Source organism: Bacteroides mucinivorans (assembly GCF_034654355.2).
GTDB classification, from domain to species: domain Bacteria; phylum Bacteroidota; class Bacteroidia; order Bacteroidales; family Bacteroidaceae; genus Bacteroides; species Bacteroides nordii.
The window spans coordinates 5629318-5650845 of sequence record NZ_CP178179.1; the positions used below are offsets into that span (position 1 = coordinate 5629318).

13 protein-coding genes are annotated in these 21528 nt (G+C 40.3%); 7 read left to right on the forward strand and 6 right to left on the reverse strand.

What is annotated here, in order from left to right:
* Positions 1 to 60: 60 nt before the first annotated feature.
* A complete protein-coding gene (locus tag VCM39_RS21245; RefSeq protein WP_289292233.1) occupies positions 61 to 1266 on the reverse strand; it encodes a glycoside hydrolase family 88 protein in 1206 nt (401 codons plus the stop codon).
* A 219-nt stretch (positions 1267 to 1485) separates the two neighbouring features.
* On the opposite strand from VCM39_RS21245, the gene VCM39_RS21250 reads away from it, so the two are divergent.
* Positions 1486 to 1893 (forward strand): PaaI family thioesterase, encoded by a 408-nt coding sequence (locus VCM39_RS21250; RefSeq protein WP_221650633.1) that lies wholly within the window; start codon positions 1486 to 1488, stop codon positions 1891 to 1893.
* Here VCM39_RS21250 and VCM39_RS21255 read toward each other — a convergent pair.
* A complete protein-coding gene (locus VCM39_RS21255; protein WP_002558658.1) occupies positions 1880 to 2746 on the reverse strand; it encodes a DUF3108 domain-containing protein in 867 nt (288 codons plus the stop codon). The two genes, VCM39_RS21250 and VCM39_RS21255, sit on opposite strands and share 14 nt — an antisense overlap.
* Positions 2700 to 4571 carry an Ig-like domain-containing protein gene (locus tag VCM39_RS21260; protein WP_322933374.1) on the reverse strand — a complete coding sequence of 624 codons (1872 nt, stop codon included), beginning with the start codon at positions 4569 to 4571 and terminating at the stop codon, positions 2700 to 2702. Before VCM39_RS21260 ends, VCM39_RS21255 begins: the two co-directional genes overlap by 47 nt.
* 1203 nt (positions 4572 to 5774) lie before the next feature.
* On the opposite strand from VCM39_RS21260, the gene VCM39_RS21265 reads away from it, so the two are divergent.
* From VCM39_RS21265 to VCM39_RS21285, 5 genes are all read left to right on the forward strand, one after another.
* On the forward strand, positions 5775 to 6923 hold the full coding sequence (locus VCM39_RS21265) for an efflux RND transporter periplasmic adaptor subunit (protein WP_289292226.1): 1149 nt from the start codon (positions 5775 to 5777) through the stop codon (positions 6921 to 6923).
* Positions 6924 to 6952: 29 nt separating this feature from the next.
* Positions 6953 to 10156, forward strand: coding sequence for an efflux RND transporter permease subunit (locus VCM39_RS21270; RefSeq protein ID WP_221650630.1), 3204 nt, complete (start codon positions 6953 to 6955; stop codon positions 10154 to 10156).
* Between the two features lie 98 nt (positions 10157 to 10254).
* Positions 10255 to 11640: an efflux transporter outer membrane subunit gene (locus VCM39_RS21275; protein WP_221650629.1), complete on the forward strand. Its 1386-nt coding sequence runs from the start codon at positions 10255 to 10257 to the stop codon at positions 11638 to 11640.
* Between the two features lie 49 nt (positions 11641 to 11689).
* The gene (gene lpxA / locus VCM39_RS21280; protein ID WP_221650628.1) at positions 11690 to 12460 is read left to right on the forward strand and encodes an acyl-ACP--UDP-N-acetylglucosamine O-acyltransferase; all 771 of its coding nucleotides are present in this window, start codon (positions 11690 to 11692) and stop codon (positions 12458 to 12460) included.
* 339 nt (positions 12461 to 12799) lie between these two features.
* A complete protein-coding gene (locus tag VCM39_RS21285) occupies positions 12800 to 13729 on the forward strand; it encodes a tyrosine-type recombinase/integrase (RefSeq protein WP_221650627.1) in 930 nt (309 codons plus the stop codon).
* 665 nt (positions 13730 to 14394) lie between these two features.
* Here the strand turns inward: VCM39_RS21285 and VCM39_RS21290 are convergent.
* From VCM39_RS21290 to VCM39_RS21300, 3 genes are all read right to left on the reverse strand, one after another.
* Positions 14395 to 15168 carry a hypothetical protein gene (locus VCM39_RS21290; protein ID WP_322933375.1) on the reverse strand — a complete coding sequence of 258 codons (774 nt, stop codon included), beginning with the start codon at positions 15166 to 15168 and terminating at the stop codon, positions 14395 to 14397.
* A gap of 11 nt (positions 15169 to 15179) precedes the next feature.
* Positions 15180 to 16082 (reverse strand): hypothetical protein, encoded by a 903-nt coding sequence (locus VCM39_RS21295; protein WP_322933376.1) that lies wholly within the window; start codon positions 16080 to 16082, stop codon positions 15180 to 15182.
* A 628-nt stretch (positions 16083 to 16710) separates the two neighbouring features.
* Positions 16711 to 17352, reverse strand: coding sequence for a carbohydrate-binding family 9-like protein (locus VCM39_RS21300; RefSeq protein ID WP_221650625.1), 642 nt, complete (start codon positions 17350 to 17352; stop codon positions 16711 to 16713).
* 73 nt (positions 17353 to 17425) lie between these two features.
* Here VCM39_RS21300 and VCM39_RS21305 point away from each other — a divergent pair, with 73 nt between their 5' ends.
* Positions 17426 to 21496 (forward strand): two-component regulator propeller domain-containing protein, encoded by a 4071-nt coding sequence (locus VCM39_RS21305; RefSeq protein ID WP_322933377.1) that lies wholly within the window; start codon positions 17426 to 17428, stop codon positions 21494 to 21496.
* Positions 21497 to 21528 lie beyond the last annotated feature (32 nt).

Genomic DNA, 21528 nt, shown 5'->3' on the forward strand with positions numbered 1-21528 from the left:
GTAGTAAGTATGATACTATCTTCTACTTACTACTTAACTACTTGACTACTTAACTACTAATTAATTCCCCCCTTCCATTTCTCTTTTACGTATCAACGCTTCGAGGAAGTAGTAGTCGGCATAATTCAACGGAACATCAATCTCGGCACCGTGAGGAATACTACCTACAGAGTGCATCAGGATAAAGTTACCGTTTGTACCCACTGCCGCACGATAAGCCGGCGAGCCAAGACTTTCCATTATCTTATCGGCTGTTGCCTTATAATTATTCCCCGGGAGATAAGTTTCCAGCTCATACAAAGCTGAAGCCGTACAGGAAGCAGCAGAAGCATCGCGTGGTTCATTCGGAATATTAGGAGCATCAAAGTCCCAGTACGGTACAAGATCTTCCGGCATATTCTTATTGGTAAAGATAAAATTATACACCTTTTGCGCCTGATCAAGATACTTTTTATCATGTGTATAACGATAACAAGTAGTATATCCATAAAGTGCCCATGCCTGTCCACGAGCCCATGACGATTCATCAGCATACCCTTGTGCAGTTTGCCTTTTACGCACTTCACCCGTCTCCGGATCATAATCAACCACATGATAACAACTATTATCAGGGCGGAAATGATGAGCCATGGTAGTATCGGCATGTTTTACTGCGATATTATAGAAAGTAGAATCACCCGAAAGAGCAGTTGCCTCAAACAACAGTTCCAGATTCATCATATTGTCAATGATAACGGGGCATTTCCAGCCACGCGTTCCTTGCCAACCTCTATCAGCATCCCATGATTGAATTACACCGGCATTCGGACGAAAACGGGTAGACAATGACCGGGCGGTTTCAACAATTACATCTTTATATTCTTTTTTATCAGCCAGACGGTAACCGTTCAGATAGCTGCATCCAATCATAAAGCCCACGTCATGATGCCATTTCAAATGCTTTACTGAATCAAGAGCTTCTGTATATTTCTCTGCAAGAGGCAACCATTTCTTATCTCCGGTCAGCTCATAAGTGAGCCACATACTGCCAGGATAAAATCCCGAACACCAGTCGTCAATAGGGATATAGACTATATTTCCCTTTTCATCAATTGTACGGGGATTTAAAATCTTACCCGACTTTTCAATGATATCGGTCTGGATTGTGTTTTGTGCTACCGCATTGTCTATGTTATCCTGAATAAAGTCCTTTTCAACCGTTTTTTGGCTGTTACAACTCGTCAAGACCAGAAGGGAAAGCCCCAATGCACTCAAAATAGTTCTCATAATACATGGATTTATATTAGTAAAGTAATTAATTTCATGGTGGCAAAAATAAGGCAATCTTACAGATTTGACCGACCTAAATCATCCAATTAAGAGACATTTTTGGTACATTTGCAGAAAATAATGTGCCAATATACTAAAATATGCCGATGTGCCAATTGGCGTACGGTATTATTGCGCAGCCAATTGGCATATTGACACATAGAATAATTAGTTATTATGACACCACAAGAGTTTTTCAAAAATGACCTATTTGCCGAAAGGGCAGGCATTGTACTAATGGAAGTACGCGAAGGATACAGTAAAGCCAGACTGGAAATTAAAAAAGAACATCTCAATGCAGGCAACCGCACGCAAGGAGGAGCCATCTTCACACTTGCCGACCTCGCCCTGGCAGCTGCTGCCAATTCGCATGGGCAACTTGCTTTCTCTCTGTCCTCCAATATCACATTTTTACGCGCCAGTGGTGAAGGCGATACACTCTACGCCGAAGCCCGCGAACGCTACATCGGACGAAGCACCGGATACTATCAGATAGATATTACCAATCAGCAGAACGAACTAATTGCCACCTTTGAATCAAGTGTATTCCGCAAAGATCAGCAAGTACCTTTTACTTTGAAATGATTGAGGTCAACGGATAGCGATTCCCGGAAACACTCTTCAGAAAAGCTTTGGCCGATCCGATATTCAGAAACATATCTAAACGGACAGGGAGGTGATTCTTGTCATCCGTAATATAAAAAGTAATGACCTCCTTCTCTTTGCCTTTATCAGTGTATTCTACAAACGAAAAAACAAGGCAGCGATACGTAGTATCATTTTCTGCTGTGATATTCTTCATCCCGCGATAGATCAGCGTCTGCTCCTCTACCCTACGTCCTGTAGCCATCGGGAAATTGATCTTTTGCCCTACTTTATAATCTTTTGGATCGTAGGAACGAGCCTGTGCCAGAATACTAAGCATATCAAAAACACAACGGCTGTCACTATATTCCGTCTCCACTATCTCACCATCCCGGTAAGTCCGCTTCTGATTTACAAAACATAAGCCGTCTTTATAAGAGAACCAGGCCTCATCCACTGTATAGCGCTTACCTTCTTCAGCACCCTTCCGAAAATAACGGGGTTCGAGCTTCTCACCGACAATACACGTCAGCGTATCACGCATTTTAAAAAAGAAATCAACCTTCTTACTGCTTATGGATAAAAGATTAAACCGGTAAGCAGGTTTGGAATGATAAGTGGTCGCATTCGTTGTAAGACTGGCTATCCCTGCTTTGATCCATACAAATTTCCAGTTAAAGAATAAATCGTACATCACATGTTCGCCAGATTTAAAAGCTTCATTGGGTGCTTCACACTGGGCCTTAGCAGGCATAGAGCAACACAGCCCTACCAACAGCACAAGCCATGCTAAATTTATCCGTTTACTAATTGCGGCGATTGTTATTTCTATCTTTCTTTTTCTTGTCTTCATCTGGTTTTTGCTTTTTAAGTTCATCCGGCTTCTGTTTGTCTAATGGAAGAGCCTTTACATCCCAGGTCTGTTCAACCTCCCAATTGGCTTTAGGTTCGAGTATCTGGGGATAGTAATACACCATTTCCGGCTGACGCTTTGTCTCGTATTCACCGCTATCCCATACACCATTCCCATTCGTATCATTTATCAAACGGGCACAATACTTACCCGGATTCAAGAAATAGAAGTCGGCCTGCCCATTGACAACCGGGACTTTTCGCACCACCTTATCCTGCGTATCAAGCAGTTCTACAAATGCAATAGAGTCACATCCTGAAACATTAAAATAGATGGCCCCGTATTCCTCCAGCGAACGAACTTTTATATTCTGTTTTATCTTATCTGTAAACAAACCGTAGATGCCATGAAAAGCTGTAGAATCTACAGAGAACTCATATTCCCGCGCTGGCTCCCAGTCATAATACAAGTTATATTTACGTAGATTCAACGAATCTTGTTCAAAGGTAAAGGAGATATCCTCCCATAGGGTATCTACCTTCTGTTTCAAATGAATAGCTGCACTATCAAATGAAGCTATCGGCTCGTCAAAAGAGAGTGAGATATAATCATATACGTCCATTGTAGACGGGATATACGTAGATACATGCAGGAACTTGGTTGGCTCCGGTTCCTCTTCTTCACCTTTCTTTTTCTTCTTTTTCTTAGGTTCGTCCACAGCCTTCTTCACAGTCTTCGCCACCAGGTTAAGAGTATCCGTACGGGGTACTAACTGATTAAGTGTATCTGTATACAAATAATTCAGGCTCAAAGATAAAGTATCCTGTTTATAAAGTAACGAATCTTTCACCCAATAGTGAATGGTATCATTAGTCAGATTCTTCTCTATAATAAAGGCATCCCTCTCATCAAAATTCAATCCTTTCAACACAGGCAGCGTATCTGCTTTTGCTGCAAAGTAAAGCGTGAACTTCTCAGGAGTCAACCGTTCGTTTTTCACAAGATATTGTGAAAACAAATCTTCCTTAAAGGAACGCAGAATCACATTGTCCGGTAAATAATAAGTATATTTCCTTTCTACGACCGTGTCGATGGTAAGAGAGTCCACCCAGGTAGTATCCTGACGTATACGTTCTTCCCAGCGGGGAATAACCAGCGAATCATTAAAAGCAAGTGCTTCACTCTTCTGGCTGAAAGCAAAGTTCTGGTCGGCATCCATCAAACCAAAAATGCGATATTTCCCCGGAGCAACACCACGAATCGTAAAATGTCCACGGCTATCCGTACGGGCTACTCTGTCAAAAGGAAGTTTCGTAAATGCAGTATCAGACAGATTGGAGTGCATACCTACCAGCATTCCTTTAACAGGCTCCAGATTGGAAGCTTCGAGCAATGTTCCGGATACTTCCATCGTATCAATCGCACTTCCGGTAGAGAAAGTAAAGGCAAAATTACCTAACGGATTGCCTTCATTGTTATCAACAATAGCATCCGAGAAATCAATTGTATAAGTTGTGTTAGGCTTCAAAGAATCAAGCAGGTTGACACTTATCTTCTTTCCTGATGCCTTTATCTCCGGTTGCTGCACCTGAGGAGGAGAAATCACGACCTTTTCATTCGCTTTCTCAAGCTTAATGAATTCGTCAAAGGAAAGTGATACTTTTGTTTTTGTATTATTAAGTGCCCCTGCAGCAGGCGTGCTGCCAATAAAACGGGGAGGAGTCTCATCAAGTGGTCCTCCATCGGGCCTTCCTATACTGGCACACGAATAGAGAGCAGCTATCACCGTAACCACAGCCAATACCTTGCGAATAAGCCTCTTCATATTATATTCTTTTCTTAACATGATGCAAAAATAAAGGTTCTCAGAGAATAAATACTATACTTTACACTTATTTAAAGGAAAATGTTCAAGTAATAGTGCTTCCCGCACGGGGAGGTACGACAAGCGATGATTCGTTGAAACGCAGATGATCGCAGATTTTCGTAAAGGAAAACGAATGTATGATAAAGATCCACAGTCTTTTAATCTGCGTTCATCCAGGTTTCTTTTAAACTCTGTGCCCTCTGTATCCTCTGCGGTTAAATACACTTAAAACTGTACAGTGACGAAACTTATGGCCCAATCTTTTCGGTAGCGGAAGTATCCATAGACGATATCGATCCCCTTGTTCGGTATTGTACTTTGTCTTTCTCAGGAAGGAACGTTCCTTTCCCCGGTGAGTAGTCTTGTTTTAGATGTACATGTAAAGCAGCATGAAATGCACATGTCGTGCTGTCCCACATGCACATGTCGTACTGCTTTACATGTACATCTAAAACAATGTTACACACCGAGGCTTCATACGTTACTCTACGAGATAGAGCTTTATCAATACCGGAGAAAGAGACTGATGGCAATGACAAACGCCATTAAGCTCAAAACCGTACAGATATGAGCGAAACTCACCACAGAGTAACACAAAGTTTCACAGAGTACTGTTTATCTGATGAAACGCGGATTAACACAGATAAACACAGATAGATTAAAAGACTGTAGTTCTTTATCTTAGTTTTGTTTCCCTTTGCGAAAATCTGCGATCATCTGCATTTCAATAAAGATTTAAACTCTGTGGAACTCCGTGTTACTCTGTGGTGAAATATATTCAAAACCGATCAATAATGAACAATTTGCCAATGTGTTAATTTGGCAATGTCTTTCAGCAATACAGTGTAGCTAATTGGCGCATTGGCATATTGGCCACATAACTTTATTGTTTTATTAACAAAGAATCAAAGTAATACAACCCCGACAAGTCTTTAAATGTTATAATTTACCAATGAATGTACCATTCAGACAATACCTATATTAATAAGAGAAAAACATAGTTAAAAAAGAGTCGGTTATCGAACATTTATATAAGAATTTAAAGTACTTTTGCAGCGAAAAACTAAAGAGAAGAGTCTCAGTTTTCTCCTTCTATCCCTAATAATACTTATGAGCACACTATTTGTAGAAAATTTATCAATAAACACTGAATATAGAAGTATGAAAAGTAGAATTGTATTATTTGCATTTTGTTTGGCCCTCTTGTCGAGTTGTGGCAAAAAGGGTTTTGACTTGGGAGGAACCCCGGAATGTGCAGTGCAGGCATTGCAACCGACAACAGTTAATCTGACGAGTTCTTATCCGGCTACTATTAAAGGAAAACAAGATGTTGAAATCCGGCCACAGGTGTCTGGTTTCATCACTCAACTTTGTATCGACGAAGGCTCAATGGTAAAAAAAGGACAAGTGTTGTTCGTCATTGACCCGGTACAATACGAATCAGCCGCACGTGCAGCTAAGGCCGCAGTACAAACTGCAAAAGCAAACGTAGCTACCCAGGAAATCACAGTTAAGAATAAACGGGAATTAAACAAAAAAAACATCATCAGTGATTATGACCTGGAAATGGCCGAAAACACATTGGCTTCTGCCAAGGCACAACAAGCTTCTGCCGAAGCACAGTTAATCAGTGCCAATCAAAACCTGGCATATACCCGTGTCACCAGCCCGTCTAATGGTGTAGCAGGCTCTATCCCCTTCCGTGTAGGAAGTTTGGTTAGTGGTTCCAGTGCAACTCCGCTGACCACTGTTTCGGATATTTCTGAAATGTACGTCTATTTCTCACTTACAGAAAAAGAATTGCTCAGCCTGATCCGCAAAGATGGCTCTCAACAGGAAGCATTGAACAACTTTCCGCCCGTTCAGCTGACTTTGGCAGACGGTACCCTGTATGGTGACAGTGGAAAAATAGAAACGGTCAGTGGTGTTATTGACCAGAATACCGGTGCGGTAAGCATTCGTGCTACTTTCCCCAACAAAGGCCACTTGCTGAGAACCGGAGGAACAGGCAGTATCCTTATCCCTTATAGTTCACCCAACGCACTTGTTGTTCCGCAAAAGGCAACTTATGAAATTCAGGATAAGAAATTTGTGTATGTACTGCAAGACGACAACACGGTTAAGAATACAGAAATCAAAGTACTCAATCTTGATGACGGACAAAATTACATTGTTACTTCAGGACTGAATGCGGGCGATAAAATCGTATTGGAAAACGTAAGTACACTAAAAGACGGCGCAACGATCAAGCCGCTTACTCCACAAGAGTCTGCCGAACATTTCAAAGCATCATTAGAGCAGAAGAAATAAGTAAACATGTAAAATCAGAAGATTAAAATATGAAATTAGATAGATTTATTAACCGTCCGGTACTATCAACGGTCATCTCCATCCTGATAGTAATTCTGGGTATCTTAGGCCTTATATCACTGCCTATCTCCCAATATCCGGACATCGCACCTCCTACTGTACGTGTCAGCACGACTTATCAGGGAGCCAATGCACAGACTGTATTGAACAGTGTGATTGCTCCGCTTGAGGAGCAGATCAATGGTGTGGAGAACATGATGTACATGACTTCTACGGCAACTAACACCGGAGATGCCTCCATTGAAGTTTACTTTAAACAGGGAACCGACCCGGATATGGCTGCCGTGAACGTGCAGAACCGTGTTGCCAAAGCTCAGGGCTTCCTCCCAGCAGAGGTTACACAGGTGGGTGTTATCACCTCTAAACGGCAAACCAGTATGTTGCTTGTCTTCTCTCTCTATAGTTCAGATGACAAGTACGACAATGAGTTTCTTGAGAACTATGCCAAAATCAACGTTATTCCGGAAGTACAGCGTGTGCCGGGGGTAGGTGACGCCATGGTAATGGGGTCTGACTACTCCATGCGTATCTGGCTGAAACCGGAAATAATGGCTCAATATCACTTGATGCCGACTGACATCTCCGCTGCCCTGGCAGAACAGAATATCGAAGCTGCCCCGGGTTCACTGGGCGAACGCGGTAACCAGACTTTCCAATATACATTGAAGTATAAAGGCCGTCTGCAAAGCCAGGAAGAATTTGAGAATATCGTCATCCGCGCCACTGCCGATGGTGAAGTATTACGCCTCAAGGATGTAGCCAACGTTGAATTGGGACGTCTGACTTACGGGTTTGCCAATAAAACAAATGGTCATCCGAGTGTAACTGCCATTATCTTCCAGACAGCGGGTTCCAATGCAACACAGATTATCCAGGATTGCGAAACTTTACTGAAAAATGCAGAGAAAACAATGCCTCCGGGCGTAAAAGTAAGCATTTCGCAGAATGCCAATGACTTCTTATTCGCTTCCATTCATGAAGTAATCAAAACGCTGATTGAAGCCTTTATTCTGGTGTTCATCGTGGTATACATCTTCTTGCAAGACCTGCGCTCTACATTGATTCCTGCCATTGCCATCCCTGTAGCCTTGATTGGTACATTCTTCGTACTTTATATCATCGGATTCAGTATCAACTTGCTGACCCTTTGCGCCATGGTGCTCGCCATTGCCATAGTGGTCGACGACGCCATCGTCGTCGTCGAGGGCGTTCATGCCAAGCTGGACCAGGGTTACAAATCAGCCCGTCTTGCTTCCATTGACGCCATGAGTGAATTGGGTGGTGCCATTGTTTCTATTACGCTGGTAATGATGTCCGTGTTTATCCCTGTTAGTTTTATGTCGGGAACATCCGGTGTATTCTACCGCCAGTTCGGTCTTACCATGGCGATTGCAATCGGACTTTCTGCTGTAAACGCATTAACACTGACTCCGGCATTATGTGCTATCTTGTTGAAGCCTCATGATCCGGAAGAAAGAAAGAAGTCCACTTTCGTCAGCCGTTTCCACACTGCATTCAATGTTTATTATGACGGGATATTAAAGAAGTACAAGAAAGGTACGCTGAACTTCATCCATAAGCCCTGGCTGACAATAGGATCCGTAGTAGCCGGTATCGCCTTGCTGCTCTTCTTTATGAAGATCACTCCTACCGGACTGGTTCCAAATGAAGATACCGGTACCATTATGGCAGTTGTCGATCTTCCTCCCGGTACATCACAAGACCGTACCGAACAGGTATTGATGCAAATAGACAGTCTGCTTGCTTCCGAACCCGCTATCGAAAGCCGTACGATGATTTCCGGATACAGCTTCATGGCAGGTCAAGGACCGGGATACGGTTCATTTATCTGTAAGTTGAAAAACTGGGATGACCGTACCATTGAGCAGCGTTCCGACTTTGTCTCTGGTATGCTTTACCTCAAAGCCCGTAAGGTAATAAAAGATGCACGCGTTTTGCTGTTTGCACCTCCTATGATCCCCGGATATAGTGTATCCAACGGTTTTGAGTTGAACTTGCAGGACAAGACCGGGGGTAGCCTGGACAAATTCTATGAGGTGGCACAAGACTTTATAACCAAGTTGACAGAGCGCCCTGAAATTGCTTCGGCACAAACTTCATTTAATCCGAACTTCCCGCAATACATGATTGATATTGATGCGGCAGCTTGTAAAAAAGCAGGTTTGACTCCGAATGCAATCCTAACGACCCTACAAGGTTATTATGGTGGTCTATACTCATCCAACTTCAACCGTTTCGGTAAGTTGTACCGTGTAATGATCCAGGCGGATCCTAACAGTCGTACCAATCTGGAGTCTTTGAAATCAATCAAAGTGCGTAACGGAAATGAAATGGCTCCCATCACCCAGTTCATGACTATCAAGAAAGTATACGGACCGGATAATATCACCCGTTTCAACATGTTTACGTCCATGAAGATCAACGGTAACCCGGCTGATGGTTATAGTAGTGGTCAGGCTATTCAAGCTATGCAGGAAGTAGCAGAACAAACCCTGCCAACCGGATTCGGCTATGAGTTCTCCGGTATGACCCGTGAAGAGCAGAGTTCAAGCGGCAGTACAACGGCAATGATCTTTATCCTTTGCTTCGTATTCGTTTACTTGCTGTTGAGTGCCCAGTATGAAAGTTATATCCTGCCATTGTCAGTATTGCTTTCTGTACCATTCGGTCTGGCCGGTAGTTTCATTTTCGTACATCTGATGGGGCTTGCCAACAACATTGTCCCGATACTTGGGGCAGCGACCAACAACATCTATATGCAGATTGCCTTGATTATGTTGATCGGTCTGTTGGCAAAGAACGCCATTTTGATTGTAGAGTTTGCCCTCGACCGTCGTAAGATGGGTATGAGTATTACCTGGGCTGCAGTATTAGGTGCCGGTGCGCGTCTTCGTCCTATCCTGATGACCTCATTGGCTATGGTAGTAGGTTTGCTTCCTATGATGTTCGCCTTTGGTGTAGGTGCCAATGGTAACCGTGCATTAGGTGCTTCTGCCGTAGGTGGTATGTTGATTGGTATGATTTGCCAGATATTTGTAGTACCCGCATTGTTCGTAATCTTCCAGTACTTACAGGAGAAAATCAAACCGATGGAATGGGAAGATATCGACAATTCAGATGCTGAAACAGAAATTGAACAATATGCTAAATAAGATTAGAAGTTAGAAGCCGGCAGTTAGAAGTTAGAAGAACCCCATTCTTCTCCTGCTAACTACTAAATTCTAAATTCCAACTACTAAATAAGATTAGAATGAAGAAACAAATTATATATATGTTGTGTGCAACTGCTCTTCTGAGCAGCTGCCACATCTATAAATCGTATGACAGGCCCGAAGACATACTGACTGCCGGTTTGTATCGCGACACGGTAGCTACCGGTGATACACTGGCCTCAGATACTGCCAACTTCGGCAATCTGCCTTGGAGAGAAGTGTTTACTGACCCTCAGTTGCAAACACTTATCGAGCAAGGGTTAGCCAATAATACCGACCTCCAGACAGCCATCCTGAAAGTAGAAGAAGCAAAAAATGCGCTAATGACTTCACGTCTGGCTTATGCTCCTTCGTTAGCACTGTCGCCACAAGGAACAATCAGCAGCTTTGATAAAAGTGCTGCCACCAAGACGTATTCGCTGCCGGTAACAGCCAGCTGGGAAATTGACTTGTTTGGAAAATTGCTGAATGCCAAACGTGGTGCACAAGCTACCCTATTACAAACCAAGGCTTACCGCCAGGCTGTACAGACACAAATTATAGCCGGTATCGCCAATACGTACTATACATTGCTAATGCTCGACCGTCAGATGGACATCTCCGAACAAACAGCCGACATCATGAAGCGCAATGTAGAAACAATGCGTGCCATGAAAGATGCAGCAATGACCAATGCCGCTGCTGTTTCACAAAGCGAAACGGCTTATGCACAAGTATTGGCATCCCTTCCTGCTATCCGTCAGAGCATTCGTGAAACAGAGAATGCACTTTGTATGTTGCTCAGACAAGCTCCGCAAACCGTCAAACGCAGTACACTTGAAGAACAGCAACTGCCTTCTGAATTTTCAGTAGGAATACCTCTCCAGTTATTATCGAACCGCCCCGATGTGAAAGCTGCTGAAATGGCATTGGCCAATACTTACTATAACACCAATTCAGCTCGTGCTGCTTTCTATCCGCAAATTACAATCAGCGGTTCTGCCGGTTGGACTAACAGTGCGGGGAGTATGATTGTCAATCCGGGTAAACTTCTTGCTTCAGCTCTTGGTTCACTGACACAGCCTCTATTCTATCGTGGTAGTAATATTGCCCGTTTGAAAATAGCCAAAGCACAACAGGAAGAAGCAAAACTTGCTTTTCAGCAATCTCTGCTGAATGCCGGAAGCGAAGTTAGTAATGCCCTTTCTTTGTATCAAACAACAGCCGAAAAAACCTCTGCACGTAAATTTCAGGTAGAATCTGCAGAGAAAGGTGCTGAATATACAAAAGAATTGTTTAAATTAGGCACGTCTACTTATCTTGAAGTACTGTCAGCAGAGCAATCACTGCTTAGCGCACGTTTGTCGCAGGTATCTGACAGCTTCGACAGCATGCAGGCTATAGTAAGCCTGTATCGTGCATTGGGTGGTGGAAGAGAAGATTGAGGAAACGTTTCCTCAATCGTAAATCGTTAATAATTAAATCGTAAATAATATGATTAGTCCGTTAGCTTATGTAGACCCCGAGGCAAAAATTGGAAAAAATGTCACTATCGAACCTTTTGCCTATATCGAAAAAGATGTCGAAATCGGGGACGACTGTGTAATCATGGCCTACGCCAGTGTTCTGAAAGGAACACGTATGGGTAAAGGTAATAAGATACACCACCATGCAGTACTCGGTGCAGAACCTCAGGACTTCCACTATACGGGAGAAGAAACCAATCTGATTATTGGTGACAACAATCATATCCGTGAAAATGTAGTAATCAGCCGTGCAACCTTTGCAGGCAATGCTACAAAAATTGGAAATGAGAACTTCCTCATGGATAAGGTTCACATCTGTCACGATGTTCAGATAGGCAACCATTGCGTAGCAGGAATTGCAACAACAATAGCCGGCGAATGTACACTTGACGATTGTGCTATCCTAAGTGGTAACGTTATCCTCCATCAGTATTGTCATGTAGGTAGCTGGACATTGATCCAGAGCGGATGCCGCATCTCAAAAGATGTTCCTCCATATATTATTATGTCAGGTAATCCAACTACTTATCATGGGGTGAATGCTGTAGTACTGACTCAACACCACAATACTTCGGAGAGAATTTTACGCCATATTGCCAATGCCTACCGTTTGATTTACCAAGGTAATTTCAGCCTGACTGATGCTGTACAGAAAATCATAGATCAGGTACCAATGAGCGAAGAAATCGAAAACATCGTTAGCTTCGTGAAAGGATCGGAACGAGGTATTGTAAAATAAGCCTGAAAAATATACTTAAAAGAAGAAGGTTCTGTTTGCCCTTAAAAGGGTAGACAGAACCTTCTTCTTTTAATCACCAATCATCCATATAAACTTACCACCATAAGATCCTCCATCAAAATTCCTCCACTTTCCTCTCTAATGCAGATATATTATATCAAATAAAAGTTAACAAGCCTTCTTCGTTAGCTAAGGAGTCTGAAAAATAAGAATAACTTTCATCTGAATTTGTTCTCTACACTCTTTTATCTATGTAATATGTAAATATATACAGATAGATTTAAAAGAAGAACAGAAGAGATATTTCACTGATCATTTATAAACTAATAATCAAAAAGAATGAAACAAAAAGATTTCGTATTTTTCATGCGCTCTGTAATCTATAACTTTGAGAATAATAATAATCACGGGACCGCGCATATATACAAAAGCAGTTTAAATAGTTTTATAGGATTTTGCCATAGCAACACAATACCTTTCAAAAAAATTACACCGGAATTATTGAAAGGCTTTGAATCATATTTAAGGCAAAAACAAAGAAGCTGGAATACAGTGTCCACGTATCTACGGGCATTACGGGCCACCTACAACCGTGCTGTCGATAAGCATCTGGCTCCCTATGTTCCGCGCTTGTTCAAGCAGGTTTATACAGGAACACGGGCAGACAGAAAGAAAGCATTGAATATCAAAGATATGTCCCGAATACTTCATAGCTGGAATACAGATGAAACACCCCACCACCTTTCCCGTACGCACGGTTTATTCATTCTTATGTTTATGCTGCGTGGCTTACCTTTTGTAGATTTGGTGAACTTACACAAAAAAGACTTAAATGGCAACATCATCACCTACCGTCGCCGCAAAACGGGTAAACAACTAACCGTAAAAATACCTCAGGAAGCATTGAGTATTCTGGAGGAATATATGGATACAAATCCACATTCCCCTTACCTGTTTCCATTTCTGACCCATAAAGAAGGTACAACAGAGGCTTACCATGAATATCAATGGACACTACGCACATTCAATCAGCAGCTTTCTCTTCTAACAGAAGTGCTTCGGCTCAGGACACGCCTGAGTTCATATACCGCAAGGCACACATGGGCTACCCTGGCTTATTATAATGAAATCCATCCCGGAATTATTTCAGAAGCAATGGGACATTCATCAATTACAGTTACGGAGACTTATTTGAAGCCCTTCAATATTGAAAAAATAGATGCAGCAAACAGGAAAATCATTTCGTCAGTAATACACCTCAATCCATGAACTGCTGACCTTATTACTTTGTAGGTAACAGAATATATATATTGGTACAAAGATTAAAATATTTTTCCTATGAACAAAATAATCCTCCTATTTTTTTATCAAAACAAGGAAATATAAATCAAAAATTAAGAATAGAGGAACATTTCACCCAAACTACTCATAAAACAACCTTATAATGTAAAAGAATAACATCACCATATCTATCCGAATAAATACGGACTACATTACTATTGCATCTACTTCTATGCAAATGATAAATAATTAAAAAAACGGCTACTCAAAACGCTTTAGAGCTCCTGTTTTACCTTTTTTCTGTTACCTACAAAGTAACAGAACTATAACCTGAAAATAATATTATTAACAAAAAAGCAAAACAGACAGGAGTTATGATAACATGGTTTGGTAGTTTTTTATTTTCGAGCAACAGAAAGGAGTATATTAACATCGCAGCTACATTTAATACTACTCCCTGGCGGGTTTATAGCCTTGCTCACAGATCCAGAGCCCGCAGCAGTAAAGAGGCCCAAATATTAACAGAGCTAAAAGAAAGAGGGATAATCACAATCGTCCGTCTCTTTTAATCAGAAAAAAAGAAGATGCTTACATACTCTAATTGTTTATCAACATAAAAGTCGGATGCATCTTCTTCTTAATCAATTTGTGACTCATTTCATACGTAATATTTTAGTAAACTCCTTCATTACTTCTTTCAAAACAACTGTTGTGAGATCATCAATCTCTTTATATGCAAATCCATGGGCATAATATTCTTTACATAAATTATCTAAATTCTGATCTAGCCGAATCGTCTTGTGTGAACTTGAATCATATATATACCATTCCAATACAACATTCGTACTTACAAATAAGTCTTGCTCACCCTTTGGAAAAGTATATGTCTGACCTACATTATTAACCTCAAAACCAGAATAAGAAGTAATAGGATCATTCAAAGAGCCGTCATCGGTTACTTTCTTACCGCCAACATGCATTACAGTTTTCATATCAGCCAACATAATAACCATATCAGGCTGATATTTTTCAGCTATAGCCAATAACAAACTATCTTTATTGTTGGTATTTTTTCTTGTATAAATCGAAGAACAGTCTCTGTTTCTCTGTTCATCGATATATTTTTCCAGCTCGTTCAATAAGCGATGAGACAAAGATCCATTTTCTATTGAAATAACATAACTACCTTTTTTCTTACGATCAGAGGCGTTTAATAACATAGAGTATAGAATTTCTCCATTACTATCCTCCTTAAAATTAGAATTATGTATAATGCAGACTGTACCCTTTGGTACATATATGCTTTTTTCTTTCACAGCATCTCCTGTTTCTGCATTACGAACTACACTGGAAACCATTTGTTTTCCAGTAGCACAACTCACCAAGCAAACTGTACACAACAATAAAAGATAAAATAAATTCTTCATAACTTCTAATTTTAATAGTTTTTAGGATATTCAGTCAAGTAAATCACACTTCCACGGTCTAAAATATAACTTGTGTATGTTCCTTCCAAATAATGATCTTCATTTGCAAAACAACGATTACTATAAAGTCTTACATAGTAATTTTTACTTGGTTCAGGAGCGCTTAAACTTACCGAGCCCTCGTTAGACACATAACCATCTCCAATCTGAATATAACTTCCATACTCATACTTGAAGCACTTATAATAACTCGGCACATGGAAGTTTACTTCATCATACTGATTGTCACTATTATAACCATAGTCAATTCTCCCACCTCCTGCTAATGTGCAAGACGGAAAACGTTTAATACAAGCTTTATCATAACTCTCCGACGAAGTTCCTGTGCCCGATACTCTAAAAATTTTACTTAACTTCTCTTGCCCGCATTTAATGGCACAAGAAACGATATATTCTTCTGTATTAGTAATTGGAACATCTATTGATGCGGGAAGATATACCCTAGAGCGAGTATCTTCCCAACTCATCATAGAGGACCTCCCTTCAGACAATTCTATTTGAACATTATCGGCAATTGTATAATTACCTCCATTTATATCTATAGTAACACCACTCGCATAAGGAGTAAAATACACTTCAGGAAGTGTACTTTTCAAGATTGGCAACATTACATCTATTGGCGCTTTCGCTTTAACAGATGTCTGTTGCAAATAATCATTCTCACAACCCAATATCATCAGTACTAATATCAATGGTACAAGTACAAATTTAAAAATCGCTTTCATAACATTCATTTTTAAATTAGACATTAATAGCAGAAAACAAATATTTACCATTTTAGCAATCTTCAAATATAGCTTTTTAATTACAAGAAAACAAGCATTTTTAAAAAAAATATTATAAGTTCCCACCATAAAGTGATAAATTTACAAGCTATTACAAAACACAGATGTTTCAACACAGAATATTGTTTTCCAGTATATGTAGTATTACAATCTACGTTAATCCGTATTTCAATAGATTCATACTTATATATTAAACTAATTTTGAATTAACACTCAATCTAAGACCTAATAATATAAAATAAATTCTTATATATATTTTTTCTTATCACTGTTCGGTTATATTTCTCAATACAAATCTATAAATGTTTCTCCCTATATAAAGAGATCCAACCTATACTATATTTCCTACCACTAACAGTACACTTGTATACATACAAACAGTAACTTTGATATAAAAAGAACTCAAGGAGCGGAATATTAGAACATCCAGATGTTTCCCATTATAACATCCGGATGTTATGAATATAGCAAAAGCATACCAATATCCATATCACATTAATAAACAGCACATTAAATGCATGCATTTATAGACATAATAATATACTATTTTTATATTTTAGATTATATGCTATGTGGATACCATCAGCAGTTTCAGAAGAATAAATAAATGCAGAACAAAAAAAATTCCACCTGTTATGAACTTTAAGGGAATTAGCCGTTTCGTTCAAAACAGGTGGAAGAAGATAAACACTCTTGTTTATTCCATTTCCAATGTACCGAAGAAATCGGGACGATGAAAATCTGGTTTCTCTATCTCGATAGGATTCCAGGAAAGGAAATGCGGAGTTTGAAGTTCGTCACCACATTTGTAGAAGTTCGCCTTTATTGTTTTACCATCCAGTGAGGTTAACTGATGTTTAAAAAATGCAGTATAAGGAATAACCAAGGCAACCTCCCAGGTTATTTCTCCTACCCGCTCTTCAAAAGGTACACGTCCGAGACTTGACCAACGCTGTACCTGAGCCGTTACATCTACCGGCGCATGTTCACGGTTGTTACGTTGTGGACCAGCCCCTATCAAAACAGTCCCAATACAATTACATTCAATATTATAGTAGATTCCGTCGCCGGCAGGAATAGAAAAGAACTCCACACAGGAATCAGTCCACACCGAACCGTTATCTTCGCCATAGCGGGCACGCACGCTGGCCTCTGTTACTTTAAAATGCAGCAAAATGGCACTCTCTGTATGAGCTACCCGAAATTCTACTTTCGGACAATAAGGATATTCTGTCCAATTCACTTGATTAATAGGCTGGAATCCAATCTTTTCTTCATCCAGCAATTTAGGAAGTGAACTGACTTCCACGTTGGCTACACTAATTTTTTTTACTTTCATAGCTTCATGTATTTCTATAAGTCAAACAAAAGTAATATATTTGTGGTTAGTTTCACCTTAAACCCGGCAAAAAGTGAAAAAATTCATCCTTTTATTCTTAGTTATACTTAATACAGTCACCGTTCTTGCTCAGAAACAAAACATAACTTTCAGTCATCTGACTACTGATGACGGGTTATCTCAGTTTTCTGTGAACAGTCTCTATGTAGACGAAGAAGGGGGAATCTGGATAGGCACACGTGAAGGGCTGAACCGTTACAATGGTAATAATATAAAAACATTCAAACTACAGAAAAACAATCCTAACAGTTTGTTCTGTAATACCATTCTTCGTATTACAGGAGATCAGAAAGGAAAAGTCTATGTGCTATGTACGGAAGGTGTAGCCGAGTTCGACCTTACCACCCAAAAGTTTACCACTTTATTGCAAGGAAAAGTCACAAGTATTTATTTTAACGAACGTCTTTTTATCGGTAAAAAGGATGAAGTATATGTATTCAATAAGGAGACACGGAACTTTGATCTTACTTACCACTTGGCAGGAAAAGATATTTCTATCGTTTGCCTCCATCTTGACGATAAAGGTAATCTATGGATGGGAACCGAAAACAGCGGCGTTTACAAACTAGACAAAAACAAAACACTTACCCACCCCATTGAAAAGGGAAATATAACAAGTATTTACCAGGATTCTTCAAAAGAGCTATGGATCGGAAGCTGGGAATACGGATTATATCACATCGACAGAGGGGGAACAATATACAATATGCGTCACGACCCGTTAAATCCAAATAGTGTTTCTTCTGATTTTGTCAGAGATTGTTGTGAGGATAACAATGGAAATATTTGGATCGGTACATTTAATGGGCTGAATCGTTATCAAAAGAAGAATGGCCGTTTTGACGTTTATACAGCAGGCCATGAAACAGAAAGCCTCACGCACTCTTCTATCTGGTGCATTGTAAAGGACGCCCAGGGTACCTTGTGGCTCGGTACCTATTTCGGAGGAGTAAATTATTTCAATCCGGAATACGAAATTTATACCCGATACAAAGCTTCCGATACAGAACGGGATGGCCTAAGTAGTTCTATCATCGGACGTATGATAGAAGATAAGGATGGAAATTTATGGATATGTACAGAAGGAGGTGGAGTAAATGTCTATTACCGAAAAGAAGGGACTTTCCGATGGTTACGCCACGAAGAGGGACGCAACAGTATTTCGCATAATAACGTAAAAGCGATCTATTATGATCAAAAGGGTGAAAGAATGTGGTTCGGAACCCACTTAGGCGGACTTAATAAACTGGATTTACGTACGAACCGCTTCACTCATTACAGAATGAAAGAAGATGATCCCCACTCATTACCCTCAGACATCATCCGGGATATAACTCCTTTCCATGATCAGCTCATTGTGGGTACACAAAACGGGGTATGTCTATTTGATCCGGAAACAGAAACCTGCCAGCAACTCTTCAAAGATACCAGAGAAGGACAGGCTATAAAAATGGTGGCCGATTTATTTGTTGATAGAGACAGTACACTTTGGATTGCTGCAACAGGCGAAGGCGTTTATTCCTATCGGTTTGATACAGATAAACTGACCAATTACCGACATGACCCAACAATTCCGAACGATGTCGACAATCATACAAACAGTATCAGTAACAACAATGTAAACAGTATCATGCAGGACAGCCAGGGCAATTTATGGTTTTCTACATCAGGTAGCGGGCTCGATCTGTATCACAAGGAAACAGATAGTTTTGAGAATTTCGATATGCAGAAAAACGGCCTCTCCAGTGATTGTATCTACGAAATACATGAATCGTCTTTTGAAAAAAACTGCCTGCTGCTCATTACTAATCAAGGATTCTCCCAGTTTGATGTTCCTAACCGAAGATTCCACAATTACAGCATTGAAAACGGATTTCCTTTAACTGCTGTGAATGAGAATGCACTGTATATCACCCGTGACGGAGAAGTATTCCTGGGTGGTGTACAGGGAATGATATCCTTTCACGAAAAAGCTCTGTTTTTTACCCCAAAATCATACAATATCCTCCTGTCACGTCTCGTCGTCAACGGAAAAGAGATTGCTCCGGATGACGAAACCGGTATCTTGCAATACTCTTTATCTTATACTCCCGAGATTACCCTACAGGCGAATCAGAATATGTTTAGTATCGAATATGCCACCTCGAACTATATTCCTGCCAACCGGGATAAAATACTTTATCGTCTCGAAGGATTTTCCAATGAATGGAACAGTGTACAACGCGGTCAAAACTTCATCACATACACCAACCTGAATCCCGGTACGTATACTTTTATAGTAAAGACCCAGCGGGAAGATATCAAAGCAATCCGGCTAAAAATTCATATTCTTCCACCATGGTATAAGACTTGGTGGGCGTACCTTATTTATGTTGTGTTAACAGGTAGTCTGCTATTATATCTTATCCGGGTTTATAAATCGAGAATCCGTTTGCGTGAATCTCTCAAATACGAACAGAAACATATTGAAGATCTGGAATCATTAAATCAGTCCAAACTAAGATTCTTCACTAATATTTCTCATGAATTCCGTACACCACTTACACTTATTGTGGGGCAGATAGAAACGCTGTTACAAATACAGACATTTACTCCAACTGTGTATAATAAAATTTTAAGGATTTACAAAAGCAGTATGCAATTGCGCGAGTTAATCGGAGAGTTACTGGATTTCCGTAAACAGGAACAGGGACATATGAAGATTAAAGTAAGCAGGCATAATCTGGTTACTTTCCTTTATGAAAACTACTTATTATTTTTAGAGTATGCCAGCAGCAAAAAAATCAACTTCAAATTTAAAAAAGAGGAGGAAGACATTGAAGTATGGTATGACCAGAAGCAGATGCAAAAAGTCATCAACAATTTACTCTCCAACGCATTAAAGCATACTAAGGAAGAAGACACGATCTCTATCTGTGTAAAAAAACAAAACGGCAATGCTGTCATCATAATACAAGATACAGGTTCGGGTATTGATGCTGCCGAGATAGATAAAATATTCGACCGCTTCTATCAGACTGAGCAGCTTGACACTTTAGCAGTAGGTGCCGGAACCGGAATAGGACTGGCATTAACCAAAGGTATCATTGAGTTACATCACGGTACAATATCCGTAGAAAGTGAAAAAGGTAAAGGCAGTAGCTTTATTATCACATTAAAATTGGGCAACGGACACTTTGAACAGGAGCAGATCTCCCTGAAAGAAGAGATCATACAACAGCAGGAGCCCGTACAGCCAGGTACTGCCGCTGTAATGGCAGAAGCAGCTTTAGACAACGACATCGTTCCGACTCACCCATCAGATATTAAAATGCTGATTGTGGAAGATGATGCATCTATTCGTGAAATGCTGGCAGAACTCTTCCGAACTTTCTATCAGGTTATTACTGCATCGGATGGCGTAGAAGCATTGGAACTGGTACAGAAGGAAATGCCAGGTATCGTGTTAAGTGATGTAGTCATGCCTCGTATGTCCGGAACGGAATTGTGCAAACAGATCAAAGGCGAGTTTAATACCTGCCATATCCCGGTCGTTTTACTTACAGCAAGAACTGCCGTAGAACATACTGTAGAAGGATTACGTCTTGGAGCTGATGATTATATCACAAAACCATTCAATATCAACATATTAGTTTCACGTTGCAATAATCTTGTCAATTCTCGTATTCAGTTGCAGGAGAAGTTTACAAAACAGCCTCAGGCATTTGCACAGATTCTGGCCACAAATCCTATGGATAAGGAGATGTTGGACCGTGCTATGGAAATTATAGAAAAGTATCTGGATGATTCAACTTTCAATGTCAATACCTTTGCCCGTGAAATGGGAATGGCACGTACCAACCTGTTCAGTAAGCTAAAAGCCGTAACCGGACAAACTCCCAATGATTTCATACTTACCATCCGTCTGAAAAAAGGTGCCGTTATGTTACGGAACAATCCAGAGTTGAACATTACAGAAATTTCGGATAAAGTAGGGTTCTCTTCATCGCGATATTTCAGTAAATGTTTTAAAGATGTATATCACGTCAGTCCGATGAATTATCGAAAAGGAGAAGAAGGAGAAGACGACGAAGAAGAAGAGTGATTAGTGGTTAATGATTAGTGATAAGTGATTAG